Genomic DNA, 17342 nt, shown 5'->3' with positions numbered 1-17342 from the left:
CGCTCCGCCGAGCCCGGCGCGTCTCCGTGCCACGCGACCACGGTCGGGGCGGTTGCCTGTGCGGCAGGACAGCTGAACGATCAAGGTGATCGGGTAACCGCCCCGGCTCCAAAGAACCAAGCCTCACTCCGTGTGCCGCGCCAGCCGCAGTCCGAGGTCCGCCAGGAGTCGCAGGGTGGGGTCGGCCAGGTCGACGCCGAACAGCTCCCGAGCCCGCCGCAGCCGGTACCGCAGGGTGTTCGGATGCACGTTGAGACGTTGAGCGGCCGTGCCCGTGTCGCCGAAGGCGTCGATGTAGGCGCCGACGGACGCCCCGTACTCCGAGCCGTGCGCGCGGTCGTGCTCGACCATCGCGTGCACGGGGCCCGACAGGCTCTCCCACAACGGTGCGATCAGGTCGAGCACGCGCAGCGCGGACACCTCGGGAACGACTTCGCCGAACGCGGCCACCGCGGAGACCACGTCCGCGGCCGGCCGCCGTGCGGCCCGCTCGCGCAGCACCCGCACCACCAGCTCCGCGGCCTCGCGCGACGCGGGCAGCCCCGACAGGTCCGACGCGACCGGACCGACGCCGGCGAACAGCACACCGCGCGGCACCGACCGCGCCGTCGCCGCCAGGGCACGTGCCGGGTCCGTCTCGCCGTCCTCCGCCGGAAGCAGGACGTACAGCCGCCGCCCCGACCGCGCGGTCACGCAGCCCGGCCGGTAGGCCTCGGCCTGCAGCGCGAGCACGTCCAGCATCCGCTGCCCGGCGGCGCCCCCCGTGGCCGGGGCGGGCACGGCCGTCAGGTCCCGGCTGTCGTACGCCTCCGCGACCAGCACCGTGTACGGCCGGTCCGGCGCGACCCCGGCGTCGTGCGCGACGCGGGCCGCCGGGCCGCTGCCGTCGAGAAGTGCGTGCACCGCGCCCTCCCGTGCCCGGGCCGCGGCCCGGCCCCACGTCTGGTGGTGGGCGAGGTGCGGCACGGCGGCCCGCGCCGCCGTGTGCAGCGCCGCCGCCGCGTCCTCGGCCAGCGGCCGGCCGTCGGCGGCGGCCCAGAGGGACCCGAGGATCTCCGACCCGTGCCGCACCGCGACGGCCAGCCGTTCCGCGTACCGGTCGTCGGCGGGCAGGCGTACGACGCCGTCGGTGTTCCACAGGGCCTGGAAGAAGCCGCTCTCACGCAGTTCGTCCACCCGCCAGCGCGGCACCTCCTGCCCGAGGATCGTCAGCCTGCGCATCGGGTCGGGCTCGTGGTCCATCCGCGAGTAGGCGAGCACCCGCGACTGCGGGTCCTCGATCGTGATCGCGCCCCCGACCAGGGCCGCCACCGTGTTGGCGAGTTCCGGGAGGTCGCCGAGCCGCAGCCCCTCCACCCCGGTCCCTCCGGTCGGGGCGCTGTGGGCCACAGCGGTGCGCAGCTGCCCGAGCACCTCCGTCCACCCCTGCCCCGGCCGCCGGGTGAGCAGCGCGGTGCGCCCAGAGGCGGCCGCCTCCAGCAGCGCCGCCCGGGGCCCGCGGGCTCCCCGCCTCAGCACCACGGCCGCGGCCCCGGCCCGCTCCGCGCCACGCAGCACATCGATCGCCTCCGGCGAGGCGGCATCCACCCCGACCGCGAGCAGGATCAGTCCGGACGCCGCCCAGGTGCCGTCGTCCCGCTCCTCACCCGGGTCGTACAGCACCACGTCGGCCACCGGCACACCGGATCCGCGCGGCGCCACGACGACATCCAGCATGCCGGGGGCGATCAGCCGGAGGATCTGCTCGAGCGACGGCCTGTCGTCGCGCCGGTCCGGTTCCCTTGCTGCCATGCCTCCATCATGGTCGGCCCGGCTGCTCGCCGGCCCGCAGGGTTCTCCCCACCTCGGCGGAGGGGCAGGTCGCTACGGCCGCTTCCGGGGCCGGGCGGGTGAGCGACGGGTCCTGTCGCGTGCGCGGCCGGTCTCCCGTGGTACGCCCGCCCGGTCGGCCAGGGGTGAGGATCACCGCCAGGACCACCGCTGCCATCACCGCGGACATGACGGCGAAACCGGTGGAGAAGGTGGCCGCCTGCGCCGCCAGGCCCAGCGCGAGGGATCCGAGCCCGGTACCGGCGTCGTAGCCGATGTTCCAGGCGACGGAGGTCACGTGCCGGTCCTCCGTGCCGGCCAGGTCGAAGGCCTGCACCAGCGTGAGGCTCTGGAGTCCGCCGTACGCGGTTCCCAGCAGGAGCAGTCCGGCGAGCAGGGGGAGCACGGTCTCGCCGTCCGAGCCGACGGCCAGGGCGATCAGGGCCAGTCCCGCGCACGCGGTCGAGGCGAGGAGGGCGGTGATCGGGCGCAGGGCGATCCTGTCGGCCAGTTCTCCGCAGCCCCAGCGGGCCAAGGCGGCCGTGGCGGTGAGGGCGAGCAGACCCGTGGCGGCGAGCGCGGGGGTGCTCGTGAACTGCGGGGCGAAGGTGAGCACGGCACCGCCTGCCGCCGTGACCAGGAGCAGGACGGTGAGCGGGAGCAGGATGCGCCGGAGCACCGTGGCGGCGGGGGCGGGGTGCCCGGCACGGCCGTCCTGGGTGGGCGGGCCGTCCGTGCGGGCCTCGACCGCGCGGCCGAGGGCCCGGGTCCAGGGCAGCGCGAGGACGGGGAGAACACCGCAGGCGACGATCGCGGGGAGGGCGAAGGTGCCCATCAGCCAGGGTGCCGCCGGGGTGAGGACGACCTGGGGCAGCGCCACGGCGAGGCCGTACAGGCCGATGGCCGCCCCTTGGCGACCGCGGGGGGCCAGGGCGGCCGCGGCGGTGGCTCCGCAGACGGTGACGATGCCGAAGCCCGCTCCGCGCAGGGCGGTCGTCACCAGGATGGGCACCAGGTGGTCGCTGAGGCTCTGCAGGAGGGCGGGCAGGCCGAGCAGGAGAGCACCGAGGGCCAGCGTGCGGGGCCAGCCGATGGTGCGCAGCGCCGTTCTGACACACAGCTGGGCCAGGACGGTGGCGGCCATCAGGACGGCCGTGACGAGTCCGGCACCGAACTCGTCGGCGCCTCCGGCGACGGCCCACGCCGGTGAGACGGGGAGCAGCAGGGCCAGTCCCGCGAAGCAGAAGGCCCCCACCGTGAGGAGGTGGGGTATGCCCGGGGACCGCAGGACGGATTCCGTCGCTCTTTCAGACATGGTTGCCGATTGTCCTTGATCTCCGAGCGGTCGTTCCAGTGACCGACCGGTACGGGCGCTGGGAGAGAACCCGATGGCGGACACTCCGGGACCGTTGCACAGCAGCGCCTGCATCCTGCTGCTGTCCGCACGGCACGGTCCCAGGTGCCGGATGCTTCGGGGAAGCGGTCCGCCTACCGGAAGCCGAGGTGCGGATCGGTGGTCCCGGTCAGTTCCGCGCTGGCGGCCCACAGGTGAGCGGCGACCGCCGGGTCCGCCATGTGTGCCGGGACCGGCTCACGTCGCGGTCGGCCACGCAGGCCGAAGACCCTCGGCCCCCACAGCTGCCCTCCTTGTACGTCGGAGTCGAGGACGGCACGGACGACCGGCCACGCCCCGGCGTCCTTGCCCTGCACCATGAGCGCCGCGGGCAGACCGCGCAGTCGCTCGCCGGGGGTCGACGTGCTGACCGGCGGGCGGGAGGGGGTGAGGGAGTCCAGGGCGCCGCCGGGGTGGGCCACCACACTGAGCACCGTACTGCCGACGGCACGCAGCCTGCGGTCGAGTTCGAAGCCGAAGCACATCTGCGCGAGCTTCGACCGGCCGTAGGTGCGCTTGGGCCGGTAGTCCCGGGTGGACTGGAGGTCGTCGAGGTCCAGCCGCTCGGATCGCGCCGCGAAGCTTCCCACCGTCACGACGCGGCCCGCCGGCGCCGCGGACAGAAGGGGGGCCAGCCACCGCGTCAGCGCGTAGTGGCCGAGGTGGTTGGTGCCGAACATCAGCTCGTGGCCGTCCTCGGTCTCCCGACGGGGCGGGTCGTCGAGCGCGACCCCGGCGTTGTGGACCACCGCGTCAAGACGACCGACGTCCAGCGTCAGGCCGTCCACCGCGGATTTCAGGGTGGACAGGTCGGCGAGGTCCAGGTGCAGGTGCCGCACCCGCGCGCCCGGGACGCGCGAGCGGATCGAGGCAAGGGCGGCGTCGGCCTTCGCGGGGTTCCTGCTGCCGACGACGACGAGGGCGCCGGTGGCGGCGAGCTGCTCCGCGGTGAAGTAGCCGATCCCGGCGTTCCCCCCGGTGACGAGGAAGTTCCGTCCCTCGGCGGACGGCAGCCGGTGTACGTCCCACGGTCGGCTCTGGGGTGCGGAGGACACGATGACAGACTCCTTGTGCTCGGGCGGCGTGCTCGTGAGGAGCACCGACTCGCCCAAGGTCGCTCCCCCGGCCGACAGATCGCCGACAGATCACCCGCACCGCCGACAGAGGACCGACACCCCCACACCCACGCCCCGGCGGGGGCGGTGCCACCACTGCACGTTCACCCCGTCCGGATGAGGAAGCGCTGGTCGGCCGCGTCGGTACAGCGTTCCTCGACCGCCTCGGCTCCCACGGTGGTGTCGTCGTCGGCGATGCCGATGCACCTGCTGCTGCCGACCGGGCGCAGCCGGAAGCCTCCGCCGTCGTCAGCGGCGGCTGCCACCCGGAACAGTGTGGCCTCGGAACAGTCGTCCCAGGGCTCGAGCATGCCCTTCACCGGGCCGGTGCTCATGACCGTCAGGCATCCCTTCCCCTCCTCGGGGTGGTGCCACTGAATGCGGTAGAGGCCGTCACCGGCCGGTTCGAGGTAGGTACGCGGGACCGTGGCCCGGGCGCAGGGGAGCTGGGCGGCTACGGCGCTGGCGTAGGCGCCCTCACGGTCGCGTCCGTCGGTCAGACAGAGGTCGGGCGTCCGGGCGGGACGGATGGTGACCCAGCCCTCGGCGGGGGCCTGGGAAGCGGCCGGAGCTTCGGAGCCGTCGGGCAGCAGTCCCCAGGCGCCCAGGGCGAGCGGCGGAACCATGAGCGAGGCCACGAGCGTGAGCGCGCGGCCTCTGGACCGGCGTCGCGGCCCGGCTGCGGCCTCTTCGGCCCCAGATTGCTCGGCCGCGGTGCTGGGCCCCGAGCCGGGGGCCACGGACGGCACGGCGGCGATACCCGCGGCGATCCGGTCCCTGGCGTCCAGCCAGACACCGACCCGCTGCTCGTCCCCGCAGGCGCGGACGAAGGCGGCCAGCACGTCGGGGTGCGGCAGGCTCGTGCGCCGCAGGATGTCGGACAGTGTGCTGCGCGCCAGCACGTCGCCGTTCCGGGCGGCCCGCTCCTCCAACGCGCGGTAGGTCAGTCCCGAGCGGTCCTTGAGACGCTGCATCGACTCGACAAGGCCCGCGGCGTCTCGGGCCGCATGCGGCGACACATCGCCCCCCAGGTTCCCCATGAACCTCATCTTGCTGCGACCACGTCAAAGGAGCAACACCGGAATTCCGCCATGCCCCGCTGTCCGGAACGCGATCCGGACAAGGCTCTGACCAGCCCGGACAGCCCGACGCTGTCCGGGACAGGCGGTCGCCGTTGCTCCGGCCCGGCGGTGGTCGGCAATCTCGGTGACACCCGGCTCGCCGCGTTCGAGTCCGGGGTCACCGCGGACCAGCGGCGGTACGAACGCCGTGTCCGGGTCCGCGTTCGTCTCTCAGAAAGGTCAAGGCAATGGCTGCGTCCTGTTCACCCGGTCAAACGTGGTACGAGTACGCGTGCATCACGGCGTCCGCGGGCAGTTGTGAGACGACCCGGCGCAAGTACACCCAGCGCCGCACCTACGCCTGCTACGACGGGTACCCGGTCGAGGTGTCCGGCGACCGCAAGTTCATCCGCTGCGGCTGCTGATCCGCAGGTCCGTTCCCTGACGGGGCCGCCCGCCCGTGCCGGTCTCCGGTGGGCGGGCGGCCCCCTTCCCTCCAGAAGGTACCCACGTGCTGGAAGCCCTCATCGAGGTGGGGCGCGGTGCGTTCACAGCTCTGTTCGCCGTGGCGGCGGTCAGTAAGCTGCGGGCCCCCGCCTTCGCCGACCTGTCCGCCTCTCTCGCCGCGCTCGGCCCGACCGGTACGCGTTTCGGCCGATTCTGTGCCGCGACGCTGATCGTCGCCGAGGCCACCGTCGCGACCGTGCTGCTCCTGGGCCCGGCGTCGGCAGGGCTGGGCCTTGCCGCGCTGCTGCTCGCCGTGCTCGCCGGAGGTGTCCTGATGAGTACACGGCGGCAACTCGGCCTGCGCTGCGCCTGCTTCGGGACGGCTCGCGAGACGCTGGGCAGCCGTCACCTGTGGCGCAACACCACCCTGTCGGCGCTCGCCCTGTTCCTTGCCCTGGCACCAACCGGCCCGACGCTGCCGGGCACCGCCGAGCGCGTCCTGCTCACGGCGACCGGCGCCGGGATCGGCATCGCCGTCGTCCTGCACGAGGCCGTGGCCGCGGCCCTGACCCCGAGGAAGCGATGACCACCCTTTACGTCGTCTGCGGCGCCCTGGCCGTCGCGGTGTGCGCGAATCTCGTCCTGACCACCCGCCTCGCCCGCGCCGTCCGACGGGACCCCACGCGCCCATCGGCGGAGCTGGAAGGCCCTGACACGGTCTCGCTGCCCGTCGGACATGAGCTGCCCTCGTTCGAGGCCAAGTCGTTCGAAGGCCTGCCGGTCGGTGCCGCGGCGATGGACGAGTATGTCGTGGGGTTCTTCATGATCGGATGCCCGCCTTGCCAGGCGGCTGTGGACGACTACGCGGCCCTGGCCGGCCGGCTGGCGGACAGCGGAATTCCGGCGATCGCCGTCATCCGGCACGAACCCCACGAGCTGGACCGGCCGGCGGCCCGCCACGAGTTGGACGCCGAGACGGAACGGCTGAGCCGGACCGCCGTCGTCGTGCACGAGGAGGGCGACGGCAGCATCATCACCGCGTTCGGCGTCACCGCCTACCCGCTGTTCTACCGGGTCCGTCGTGAGGGCCGACGGCACGTCGTCGTTGCCGAGGCTCCCACCACACGTCACTTCCGCCTCATGGAGTCGGTGTGACCGTGCCTGGCGAATCCGCGCGGACCCGGCGTCGGCGCGCTCGGATCGTCCGCGGCGTGCGGACCGCGGCCGCGCTCGTCGTCGGCTCGGCGCCCGGCTCCTTCGCCGGCTACATCGCCGTCAGCCTGCTGCTCGCCGCTGTTCCGCTGACCAGCGCCTGGGCCACCAAGTTCCTTGTGGACGGGCTGATCGACCGGCGGCCGGCCGGGTACCTGCTCACCTGGGGAGCGGTGATGGCCGCCACCGGGGTGGCGCTGGCGGTGCTGCCAGGCTTCTCAGCCTACTGTGTCAAGGAATTGCAGCGGAGCACCCGGCTGGCGGCGCACCGACGTGTGGCCGAGGTGATGAACTCCTTCTCCGGCCTCACCTACTTCGAGTCCCCGCGCATGGCCGACCGGATTCGCATGGCGCGCGACTCGGCGGGATCGGCTTCCCTGGAGCTCGTCGAGTCGGGGACGACCGCGATCAGATCGCTGGTCATCTCGGCGGGGTTCGCCGCATCGCTCCTGGCCCTGCGGCCCCCGCTCGCCGCTCTGGTACTCCTCGGCGCACTGCCCGCCGTCGTCATGGAGACGCGGATCCACCGCCAGCAGGTGCGCACCATGTGGCTGCTCAGCCCGGTCCACCGCAAGGAGTCCTTCTACTCCGAGCTGTTGACCGGGCATCGTGCGGCCAAGGAGATCCGGCTGTTTCGCGCCGGCCACTTCGTAGCCGGTCGTGCCGCCCGGGAGATGGCCGGCGCCAACGCCGTGGCCCGGCGGCTGGACGGCAGGGTCCTGCGATACGAACTGGTCGCCGAATCGATCGCCGCTGTCATCACGACCACCGGCCTGGCCTGGGCCGCGACGGACGTGTGGCACGGCAGACTCAGCGTGGGCGACCTCACGCTGCTGCTGGCGGCGATCACCGCTGCCCAGGGGGCACTGTCGGGCCTGGTCAACGACAGTACGCGATGCTACGGCGCACTTCTGCACTTCGAGGCGTTCCTGGACCTGTGCGACACCCCCGACGACCTGCCCCGGTGCGAGGCACCGGCCCTCCTGAGCCCTTTGCGGGAAGGCATCAGCGTCGAGGACGTCTGGTTCCGCCACCACGACGATCAGGACTGGATCCTGCGCGGCGTGACCCTGCACATCCCGGTGGGCCTCACCACCGCGCTCGTCGGGGTCAACGGCGCGGGCAAGTCCACGCTGATCAAACTCCTCTGCCGCTTCTACGACCCCTGCAAGGGCCGCATCCTTTGGGACGGCGTCGACATCCGCGACTTCGCGCCCGAGGTGTACCGGGCCCGGCTCAGCGCCGTGTTCCAGGACTTCATGGAGTACGACCTGACCGCCGGGGAGAACATAGGCATCGGCCGGCTGGAGGCGCTGGGCGACACCGCGGGGATCGAGCGCGCCGCCCGCCGCGCGGGCATCCACGAGGAGATCACCCGGCTGTCCGGTGGTTACGACACGCTGCTGAGTCTCGTGTTCCGCCAGGACGACCCCCAGGCCGGCAGCCACAGCGGCCACACCCTGTCCGGCGGCCAGTGGCAGCGCCTCGCGCTGGCACGGGCGATCCTGCAGGACGACGCCGACCTGCTCCTGCTGGACGAGCCCAGCTCCCGGCTCGATCCCGCCGCCGACCACCGGCTGCGGGCCCTGCTGCGCTCACTGCGCCAGGGCCGCACCACCCTCCTGATCTCCCACCGGCTGGACTCCGTCAGGAACGCCGATGTCATCGCCGTCCTCGACGAGGGCCGCACGGCGGAGACCGGCACGCACGGGGAGCTCCTCGCCAAGGGAGGGACGTACTCCGGACTCGTCGCCCTGCAGTCGGACGCCCTGGACTTCCGCGACACCCGGCCCGGCTGACCCCGCACCGCCGACAGACGACCGACACACCCCTCAGAAACCCGGAGCCGGGAGGAAGTCCGACCACCGCCCCGAGACACCCGTGCAGTCGTCTGTTCTCCATACGTCCCTCCATACGTCCCTCCATACGTCCCTCCGTCCGTCACCCCTTGCCGACCGGCCCGACTCCACCGCGGACGACGAACGAGCCTTGACCTCGATCGGACTTGAGGTTGGAGGGTGGGCGGGATGTCGCCTCCAGCGAAGGGTGCTGCTCATGCATGCGATCCACGTGACCTCGTTCGGTGCTCCGGACGTGCTGACCCTGGTCGACCTGCCCGACCCCGTGCCCGGCCCCGGCCAGGTGGTCGTCGGCATGGTCGCGGCCGACGTCATCTTCCTGGACACGCTGCTGCGCGGCGGCTGGGGTCAGGACTTCTTCCCGCGAACGCTGCCGTACGTGCCGGGTGGTGGCGGAGCGGGCGAGGTGCTGGCAGTCGGTGACGGGGTGGACCCGGGCTGGATCGGCCGGAGCGTGGTCGTGCGAACCGGCACCGGATACGCCGAACGGGTCGTCGCGGATGCGGAAGAGATCATGCCGGTTCCGGACGGGCTGGCCGCCGTGACGGCGGCCGCGCTGGTGCACGACGGCGTGACCGCTCTCGGCTTCCACCGGCTGGGGGCGCCGCGGAAGGGGGAATGGGTACTGGTCTCGGCGGCGGCCGGTGGGGCGGGCACACTACTGGTGCAGTTGGCGGTCGACGCGGGGGCCCGGGTGGTGGCCGCCGCGTCCAGCGAAGCCAAGCTGGCCATGGCCCGGGACCTGGGCGCCGAGGCCGTCGTCGACTACACGCGGGCGGACTGGGTCGAGCGGGTGCGCGAGGCGACCGGTGGCGGTGCCGCGCTCGTCTACGACGGTGCGGGCGGGGCGCTCGGTGCGACCAGCGTCGACGCGGTCGCGGACGGTGGGCGCTTCGTCACCTACGGGACCGCCGGCGGATTCGCCGCCCCGGACCGGGAATCCGCCGCGCGCCGGGGCGTCCGGCTGCTCATGCCGCTCATGGACGGCCCTCCGGACCGGGAGACCGCCCGGGAACTGCTGGGCCTGGCACTGGAGAGCGCCGCCGAGGGACGCCTGCGCCCGGCCATCGGCGCCACCTACCCGCTGGCGCGGGCCGCCGACGCCCACCGCGCTCTGGCCGCGCGTACGACGGTGGGCAAGTCACTGCTCCTGATGGACGGTGAGTAGGCCCGCTCCGACCGGCGGAACCAAGATTGACAACACCGGAGCGTCAATCCTGACGATCTTGGTGTTGGTCCCGGCCGGCCGGGCGATGCCATGCTGTGCCCCGTCCCACAGGCGTGCGGCGAGAGGCGGTCCCGGTGGACGTGTTCAAGACCCGGCACGGTTCGGTCCGGGGGTTCCGGGTCTCCGGCGACGTCGTCGCCGTCCTCGGTGTTCCGTATGCCGCCGCGCCGTTCGGCGTCCACCGGTTCCGGGAGCCGGCTCCGGCACCCGCCTGGACCGGGGTGCGGGACGGCAGGAGATTCGGTCCGGTCGCCCCGCAGTCCGCGCGGCTGCCCGGGGCGCCCGTGTGGTCTCCCGGCGACGAGGACGTCCTCACCGTCAACCTGTGGACGCCGGCCCCGGACGGTGGCCCCCTGCCGGTGCTCGTCTGGATCCACGGCGGTGCCTACGCCTTCGGCTCGTCGGCCCAGCCCGACTTCGACGGCACCGTACTGGCCCGTGCCGGACTGGTCGTGGTGACTCTCAACTACCGCATCGGTTTCGAGGGGTTCGGCCACGTCCCGCCGGACGGGCCGATCGTTCACCCCGACAACCGGGGGCTGCTCGACCAGGTCGCCGCCCTGCGGTGGGTGCGCGAGAACATCGCCGCCTTCGGTGGCGATCCCGACAACGTCACCGTCGCCGGCCAGTCCTCCGGAGCCGCCTCGGTCGCCTGCCTCATGGTGATGGACCGCGCCCGCGGCCTGTTCCACCGCGCCATCGCGCACAGCCCCGCCAGCCCCTGTTACACGCGCGACACCGCGGCCGCGACCACGCGCGAGATCGCCGCCGCGGCGGGCTGCCCGGCCACGTCGGCGGGTCTCCTCTCCACGACTCCGCAGGCCCTGGTCGCCGCCGCCGACCAGGTGGTCGACGACTACCGGCACGACCCCGCCTCCGGGTCCCGCCACTACGACCCCTCGCTGTACGCCCCGGTCCTCGACGACGACGTCCTGCCCACCGACCCCCTCACGGGGATGGCGGCCGGTGCGGCCCGGGACGTGGACCTGCTGGTCTGCCACACCACGGAGGAGTACTGGCTGCTCGACGCCGTCGGCAGCAGCGCGAAGGTCACCACCGACGAGCAACTAGCCCGCTTCGCCGAGGACTTCGGCCTCCCCGACGGCCTGGTGGCCGGCTACCGCGCCGCGCTCCCCCAGGCCCCGGTGCTGGACGTCTACCTCGCCGTCTTCGGCGACCTGCTGTTCGGTGAGTACGCCGACCGACTCGCCGAAGTCCACGCCCGGGCCGGCGGCCGGGCGTTCCTGTCCCGCTTCGACCGGCGCCGCGCCGATCCGGGTGGGGTGGTACGCGCCTGGCACTGTGCGGACGTTCCCTTCGCCTTCGGCAACCTGGACGACGAGCGGCTGGCCTTCCTCATCGGCGGCGCACCCACCGCCGCCGACCAGGAACTGGCACGCCGAATGGTGCGCGCCTGGGCCGACTTCGCCGCCACCGGAAGCCCGGGCTGGCCACCTGCCCGGGACTCCTCCACCGAGGTCACCGGGACGACCGAGGCCACCGCGGCAACCGCGGTAAGGGTGTGGACTGCCGACCATCACGCCGCCCGCACCGGCGACCGGGCCGCCGCCCTCCGAGCCCTCTGGGCCGAGGCCGACTTCCCGGTCCTACGCCCCTGAACCGGGGCGCGGCCGGTGTGCCACGACCGCGGGCTGTCCCGTCCGGGCCCCCGGTGCCGCCGGCAGTGTCAGACGCCTGCCCCGGAACCGCCCGCGCAGCGCGCGATCGTGTGTGACCAGCACGATCGCCCCCGAGAACCCGGTCAGCGCCTCTTCCACTTCCTCGACCAGCGCCGGTGACAGGTGGTTCGTCGGCTCGTCGAGCAGAAGGAGGTCGGCGGGCTCCGAGACCAGGCGGGCCAGTTCCACGCGGCGGCGCTGGCCGTAGGACAACTCGCCCATGCGCAGGCTCAGTTCCGCCGGGCGGAAGAGGCCGAGGGCGAGCAGGGCGTCGGCGTGCTCGTCGGCGGCACCCGCTCGGCCCAGCCCGAACGCCTCGGCGACCGTCAGCTCCGGCGGCCACGGCGTCTCCTCCTGGCGCAGATGCCCTACCCGGCCCGGTACTCGCACCGAGCCCTCGTCCGGCCGCAGTTCACCGGCGAGCACCTTCAACAGGGTGGTCTTTCCCGCGCCGTTGGGGCCGGTGACGAGAAGCCGGTCGCGGCGGCCGAGGCCGAGGCAGCCCAGGTACAGGCGGTCGCCCACGCGCACGTCCGACAGCTGTACGGCGGGGAGCGTCGCGTCAGCGGTCCCGGTGGCCGTCGTTTCCTCCGCTGCCGTGGCCATGCGAGCGGTGAACGCCAGCGCGTCCGGCGGTGGCGCCACCGGTTTCTCGGTCAGCCGCGCGACCCGCTCGCGGGCGTTGCGGATACGGGACATGGCGCCGTGGGCACGGCCGCGGGCCCGGAAGCCACCGTGGCCGAAGTTGGCCAGGGACGCCTTGCGCGGAATGGCGCCGAGGCGGGCGGCGTGGCCGGTGGCCAGCCGCTCGTTGCGAGCCAGCTCCGACCGCCACTCCTCGTGTTCCTGGAGCCGGCGGCGGCGCTCCGCGGCCTTCGCCGTACGGTAGCCGGTGTAGCCGTCGCCGTAGCGGGCGACCCTACCCCCCTCTGCCTCCAGAATCGTGCTGGTGAGACGCTCCAGGAAGACGCGGTCGTGGGTGACCGCGAGCACCGTGCCGCGGTGTGCCCGCAGCTGCGTCTCCAGCCACTCCACGGCCTGATCGTCCAGGTCGTTGGTCGGCTCGTCCAGCAGAAGAACTTCCGGGCGGCCCGCGAGGACGCCGGCCAGGGCAAGACGGGAGCGCTCGCCCCCGGAGAGGGTGCCGAGCCGGCGCTCACGGCGGAGCGCCGGCAGGCCGAGGTGGTGCAGCGCGATGTCCACCCGGCGGTCGGCGTCGTGGCCGTCTCGGGCCTCGTAGCGCTCGACGAGCACGGTGTACGCGGCGAGCACGTCCGGATCCCGGCCGGCACCGAGCGCCTGCTCGGCCCGGCGCAGCTCGGCCTCCAGGGCACGCAGGTCCGCGAGGGACAGGTCGACGGCGTCCTGGACGGTGGCGGTCGGGGGCAGGGGGAGGGACTGCGGAAGAAAGCCGATGCCGCCGTCGGCGGTCACGGTCGCTTCGCCGCTGTCCGGGCGCTCCTGGCCTGCGACGATCCTGAGGAGGGTGGACTTGCCGGCGCCGTTGTCACCGATCAGTCCGGCCTTCTCGCCCGGCTTCAGCGTGAGGGAGACCTGGTCGAGAACGGTGCGGCCGGGGTAGCGCTTGGTGACATGGGACAGGGTGAGTTGTGAGGTGTGCAAGATCGGGTCCCTCCTGGCCGCACGGGATCAGCCCGGGCCGGATCGGGGTGGATGGACGGCACGGCGAGGCGCGGCGACGGCGGAGCGGTGCTCTACGCCGTCGGCGCCGGTGATCTCACAGGGAACCCATGCGAAGGACGGTACGCCACAGCGCGCGCCTTGGCAAGACGATACGTCTCGCCTTGTTCGCCGGCGCGGCCCCGAGCGCGGTGCACCGTGAACCGGTGAAGATCAACTGATCGGCGCAGCAGTGAATCGTTACGCCGGGTGAACAGCGCCGCCATCGCTGAGAGCGCCCGCGCCGATGCTGTGAGTCTGGGCGTCGCATCGACAACGGATCGGCAGACAGCGGCAGTCCCGCCTGGCGATCCCCTACGTTTGGAGCTCTCCTTGCCCCTTCGTCGTATCGTGACCAGCGCCCTCGCCTCCCTCGCCCTGGCACTCGCCTCCGTCGGCGCCATCACCCTGAGCGCCGGTCCGGCCGCAGCGAATCCCTGCGGCTTCTACGAGACCGCCTCCGACGCCTACTACAACCACTGCACCTCGGACGGCTCGCACATCGTCATCGAGATCGACGACTGGGGGCCCAACAGCGAGCGGTGTGTGGTGCCCGGCGTGACCTGGATCGGCTCCAGCTCCGACATCGACGGCGCCTGGTACACCGGCCGCACCTGCTGAGACCCGCGGCGGGGACGGCCAGAACCGGTGCAGCCCGGCCCTCTCGGGGACGGCCGGGCTGCCCGGGGCTTCCGCAAGGCTAGGGTTCCGGGATGACGTTGGAACTCGTACAGGTGAACTTCAAGGCCCGGGACGACTCGGCGCTCGGCCGCTTCTGGGCGGAGGCGCTCGGCTGGAGCGCGTCGAGCGAGGGGCCGGGCGTCACCAACCTGGAACCCGTGGGCTTCGACTGGCCGGACCCGTCCGCCGTCTGCATCGATCTCGTCCGCGTCCCGGACCCGGAGACGGTGAAGTACCGAGTCCACCTCGAGCTCGCCACCACCTCCGAGGCCCACCGGACGGAGTTGGTCACCCGCCTCGAGGAACTGGGCGCCACACACGCCGGCGTGGGCCGGAGCGACGCACCGTGGACGGTACTGGCCGACCCGGAGGGCAACAGGTTCGGCGTCCTGGAGCCCAGCGAGCGCTACCGGGACACCGGGCCGATAGCCCGCGTGGTTGTCTCCTGCACCGACCCACGGGACCTGGCCGGCTTCTGGGGCGAGGCGATCGACTGGACCGTCCACGAACTGACCGACGACCATGCTCTGCTGCGCTCCGCCAAGGACGTGGGACCGTACCTGGAGTTCCGCCGCACACCCGACGACGAGACCGGGTGGAACCACATCCACCTCGACGTGATGTCCGACCCGGTCGACGATCAGGCCAGGGAGGTCGCTCGGCTCGAAGCCCTCGGCGCGACACGGACCGATGTCGGTCAGGGCGATGTCTCCTGGGTCGTCCTGACCGACCCCGCGGGCAACGAGTTCTGCGTCCTCGGCCGGGGCTGACGCTCGTCCGTCAGCCCCGGCGGCCGAAGACCTGTCGGGCCGTGCCGAGGTCCAGGAAGACGGTCTCCCCGGTGGCGTCGTCCAGGGCGTCGTTGTCGGTGACGGCGTAGACGCGGCCGTCACCGCCCACGGTCAGGCCCTCGAGCTTCTCCTGCGTCCAGCCGTTGGTGGCCCGCAGGTCCGGCAGCACGTCCCGGGCGAGCCTCTTCGGCAGGACCCGCAGGGCTCCCGAGGGCGCCGCCGACTTCGGCAGGTCCACGGTGTAGATCCGCTTGACCCTGGCGGCGGGCCCGTTCAGCTTGTCGCGCTCGATCACCGCGAGCCGGTCTCCGACCGCGGTGATCTCGGACAGCCCCATCCAGTCACCGGCCGTGCCGGTGGATTCGAGCCGGTAGCCGTACCAGCTCCAGGTGCCGGCCGTCACGTCGTAGCGTCCCAGCCGTACGACACCCGCCGGGTCGCCCTCGGCCTCGCGCTGGAGCGCGGCCCACACGACCTCGTGCCCGCGCCGGTCGGTGGTGGCGGTGACCCCCTCGAAGCCCTGCTTGCCGAGGCCCGCGGCGACGTCGGCCGGCAGCGGAACGACCTGCCGGGTCACGCCCCGCGCGTCGAGCCGGACGAGCTTGTTGCCCGCGCCCGTCCCGCCCTCGACGGCGAGCCAGAAGCCGCCCCGCGGCCGGGCGTGGATGCCCTCCGCGTCATAACCCACGGGCCGCCCGTCGGCGTCCTTGACGGTCAGTTCCCGGGTGATGACGGCGGGGCGGCGGGCCGTGTCGACGGTGAGGATGCGGGTGGTGGAGTACGCCGCGTCGGTGACCGTGTAGAGCTGGTGGGGCTTGCCCGGTGCCGCGGACAGCGCGCCGAGCGCTCCCCAGCCGATCGGGGCGCCGCGGTCGTCGTCGGCCGAGACGATGCCCGGGAACGAGGGGGCGTGCCCGGTGGACCGGCCCAGCCGGAACAGGCTCACGGACGCGCGCACGCCCGCCTCGGCGTCGTCCACCTCGCTGGAGACCGCGAGCAGTCCGCGCGACGGGATCGGCAGCAGGCCCTCGGGGCCGTTGGTGGCGGGCAGCAGCTGGCGGAAGACCGGCCTGGTGGGGCGGCTGACGTCGTAGACCGCGACGAAGTTGTCGCGCTCCGAGCCGACGAAGGCGTAGGGCACGCCGTCGTACTCGGCGATCGCGATGCCTTCCGGCTCGGCGCCCTTCTTCCCCGACCGGCCCTCGTCGTGCAGGCCGTGGCGCACGGCGAGCCGCTCGAAGCTGTTGCCCGCGTCCCACACCGGCTTGCCGGTGCGGCTGTCGAACACGGACCAGCCGCGGGTGCCGCCGCGCCAGTCGCCCTCGTTGGCGGTGGCGAGGTAGCGGTCGTCGATCCAGCCGACGGCGTCGGGCTCGCGCGGGAGGTCCTCGATGGACCCGCTCTGGTCGATCCTGCCGTCGGATTCGGTGTCGATGCCGCGCACCGAGGCAGTGCCGGCGCCGAACGCCTTGGCGATCCGGCCGGTCGGCAGGTCGATCAGGACGACACCGTTGTTCTCCTGGAGCGTCACCGCGAGCTGGTTGCGGCTGTTGATCGAGACGTACTCCGGCTCCGGGTCCGTCGGTTCGGCGATTTCGGCCTCGGCCAGCACGGGCAGCGCCCGGCCGTCGGCCCGGGTCAGCGGAACCGCCCGGGTCCGCCAGTGTGCGGGGGCGGTGCCCCGGCCCAGGTCGACGATCTGCACGAAGCCGGCCGGTGCCTGCGGCAGGTCGCCCTCGTCGCGGCCGGGCGGTGTCGCCTCCTCGTCGCGTTCGTTCTCGACCGCGACGGCGGCATAGCGCTTGTCCTCGCTGACGGCGACGGAGTCGGGCTGCCCACCGAGGTCGAAGCTCGCCACCCGCTCGCGGTCGCGCAGCGAGACGACGTCGAGCCGTCCGGAGGGCCGTGCGTGGCTCGCGCTGGTGTTGACGACCACCAGCACGTACTGGCCGACCACGGTCACCGAGGTGGGCTCGTCCTCGGCGTCGCCGAGTCGGGCCAGCGACAGGGTGCCGAGGCCGCGCGGGTGGCCGGGGTCGGAGATGTCCAGGAAGCCGATCCGCCGGGCCACCGCGTCGGTGTGCACGAGGGTGCGGCCGTCCTCGCTGACCGAGGAGATCTCCGCGACGGTCCCGGCCGACGCGTCCTCGCCGGCCGGACGGTTGTGGAAGACCGGGTAGGTGGCGGTGCGCTCGAACAGGCTCGGCCGCCCCTGCTGGTGCTGTTGGGCCTGCCGACCGCCCTGCTGCTGCCCGGGGTGCGGCTGCTCCGCCCGCGCGGCTCCCGCGGTCGCCAGGCTGCCGGCGGCCACGACCAGGGCGGCCAGCGCGGCGCGGGTTCTCTTGCTCTTGGGGGACATCTTTCCTCCGGTCCGGTCCACTCCGTCG

The 17342-nt window shown here is 73.2% G+C and carries 14 protein-coding genes; 8 read left to right on the top strand and 6 right to left on the bottom strand.

The window, feature by feature from the left end; translation table 11 throughout:
* Window positions 1-123: 123 nt before the first annotated feature.
* From Sru02f_RS18510 to Sru02f_RS18495, 4 genes are all read right to left on the bottom strand, one after another.
* On the bottom strand, window positions 124-1791 hold the full coding sequence (locus tag Sru02f_RS18510; RefSeq protein ID WP_109031117.1) for a PucR family transcriptional regulator: 1668 nt from the start codon (window positions 1789-1791) through the stop codon (window positions 124-126).
* 7 nt (window positions 1792-1798) lie between these two features.
* Window positions 1799-3124, bottom strand: a complete 1326-nt coding sequence (locus Sru02f_RS18505; RefSeq protein WP_244941777.1) for an MFS transporter — start codon at window positions 3122-3124, stop codon at window positions 1799-1801.
* 173 nt (window positions 3125-3297) lie between these two features.
* On the bottom strand, window positions 3298-4257 hold the full coding sequence (locus Sru02f_RS18500; protein ID WP_167469417.1) for an SDR family NAD(P)-dependent oxidoreductase: 960 nt from the start codon (window positions 4255-4257) through the stop codon (window positions 3298-3300).
* A gap of 164 nt (window positions 4258-4421) precedes the next feature.
* A complete protein-coding gene (locus Sru02f_RS18495; protein WP_244941776.1) occupies window positions 4422-5291 on the bottom strand; it encodes an RICIN domain-containing protein in 870 nt (289 codons plus the stop codon).
* Between the two features lie 335 nt (window positions 5292-5626).
* Between Sru02f_RS18495 and Sru02f_RS18490 the strand changes: the two genes are divergently transcribed.
* From Sru02f_RS18490 to Sru02f_RS18465, 6 genes are all read left to right on the top strand, one after another.
* Complete coding sequence (locus Sru02f_RS18490; protein WP_159107512.1) at window positions 5627-5803, top strand: hypothetical protein; 177 nt, start codon at window positions 5627-5629, stop codon at window positions 5801-5803.
* Between the two features lie 86 nt (window positions 5804-5889).
* Window positions 5890-6411 carry a MauE/DoxX family redox-associated membrane protein gene (locus Sru02f_RS18485; RefSeq protein WP_109031115.1) on the top strand — a complete coding sequence of 174 codons (522 nt, stop codon included), beginning with the start codon at window positions 5890-5892 and terminating at the stop codon, window positions 6409-6411.
* Window positions 6408-6980: a peroxiredoxin family protein gene (locus Sru02f_RS18480; protein ID WP_109031114.1), complete on the top strand. Its 573-nt coding sequence runs from the start codon at window positions 6408-6410 to the stop codon at window positions 6978-6980. Before Sru02f_RS18485 ends, Sru02f_RS18480 begins: the two co-directional genes overlap by 4 nt.
* 56 nt (window positions 6981-7036) lie before the next feature.
* Entirely contained in the window at window positions 7037-8836 is a 1800-nt protein-coding gene (locus Sru02f_RS18475; RefSeq protein ID WP_109031113.1) for an ABC transporter ATP-binding protein, read from the top strand.
* A 256-nt stretch (window positions 8837-9092) separates the two neighbouring features.
* Window positions 9093-10064, top strand: coding sequence for a zinc-binding dehydrogenase (locus tag Sru02f_RS18470; RefSeq protein ID WP_174855043.1), 972 nt, complete (start codon window positions 9093-9095; stop codon window positions 10062-10064).
* 134 nt (window positions 10065-10198) lie between these two features.
* On the top strand, window positions 10199-11743 hold the full coding sequence (locus Sru02f_RS18465) for a carboxylesterase/lipase family protein (protein WP_167469415.1): 1545 nt from the start codon (window positions 10199-10201) through the stop codon (window positions 11741-11743).
* On the opposite strand, the gene Sru02f_RS18460 is transcribed toward Sru02f_RS18465, so the two are convergent.
* Window positions 11732-13426 carry a TlrC/CarA/OleB/SrmB family ABC-F type ribosomal protection protein gene (locus tag Sru02f_RS18460; RefSeq protein WP_109031109.1) on the bottom strand — a complete coding sequence of 565 codons (1695 nt, stop codon included), beginning with the start codon at window positions 13424-13426 and terminating at the stop codon, window positions 11732-11734. The genes Sru02f_RS18465 and Sru02f_RS18460 overlap by 12 nt on opposite strands.
* Before the next feature lie 390 nt (window positions 13427-13816).
* Between Sru02f_RS18460 and Sru02f_RS18455 the strand changes: the two genes are divergently transcribed.
* Together Sru02f_RS18455 and Sru02f_RS18450 are read left to right on the top strand one after the other, a co-directional pair.
* Window positions 13817-14104: a DUF6355 family natural product biosynthesis protein gene (locus Sru02f_RS18455; RefSeq protein WP_159107510.1), complete on the top strand. Its 288-nt coding sequence runs from the start codon at window positions 13817-13819 to the stop codon at window positions 14102-14104.
* A gap of 92 nt (window positions 14105-14196) precedes the next feature.
* Complete coding sequence (locus Sru02f_RS18450; RefSeq protein ID WP_159107509.1) at window positions 14197-14934, top strand: VOC family protein; 738 nt, start codon at window positions 14197-14199, stop codon at window positions 14932-14934.
* A gap of 10 nt (window positions 14935-14944) precedes the next feature.
* Here Sru02f_RS18450 and Sru02f_RS18445 read toward each other — a convergent pair whose 3' ends face one another.
* Window positions 14945-17314, bottom strand: coding sequence for an esterase-like activity of phytase family protein (locus Sru02f_RS18445; protein WP_109031107.1), 2370 nt, complete (start codon window positions 17312-17314; stop codon window positions 14945-14947).
* Window positions 17315-17342: the final 28 nt, after the last annotated feature.

This window comes from Streptomyces rubrogriseus (assembly GCF_027947575.1).
GTDB lineage: Bacteria > Actinomycetota > Actinomycetes > Streptomycetales > Streptomycetaceae > Streptomyces > Streptomyces rubrogriseus.
Note: the sequence above shows the minus strand (reverse complement) of the source record. Positions and strands in the feature narration are given on the sequence as shown.

Excerpts from the sequence above, each read along its gene's own strand:
- Sru02f_RS18495 (WP_244941776.1), bottom strand. The coding sequence starts at position 5,291 with ATGCAGCGTCTCAAGGACCGCTCGGGACTGACCTACCGCGCGTTGGAG.
- Sru02f_RS18505 (WP_244941777.1), bottom strand. The coding sequence starts at position 3,124 with ATGTCTGAAAGAGCGACGGAATCCGTCCTGCGGTCCCCGGGCATACCC.
- Sru02f_RS18470 (WP_174855043.1), top strand. The coding sequence starts at position 9,093 with ATGCATGCGATCCACGTGACCTCGTTCGGTGCTCCGGACGTGCTGACC.
- Sru02f_RS18510 (WP_109031117.1), bottom strand. The coding sequence starts at position 1,791 with ATGGCAGCAAGGGAACCGGACCGGCGCGACGACAGGCCGTCGCTCGAG.
- Sru02f_RS18450 (WP_159107509.1), top strand. The coding sequence starts at position 14,197 with ATGACGTTGGAACTCGTACAGGTGAACTTCAAGGCCCGGGACGACTCG.
- Sru02f_RS18445 (WP_109031107.1), bottom strand. The coding sequence starts at position 17,314 with ATGTCCCCCAAGAGCAAGAGAACCCGCGCCGCGCTGGCCGCCCTGGTC.
- Sru02f_RS18490 (WP_159107512.1), top strand. The coding sequence starts at position 5,627 with ATGGCTGCGTCCTGTTCACCCGGTCAAACGTGGTACGAGTACGCGTGC.
- Sru02f_RS18480 (WP_109031114.1), top strand. The coding sequence starts at position 6,408 with ATGACCACCCTTTACGTCGTCTGCGGCGCCCTGGCCGTCGCGGTGTGC.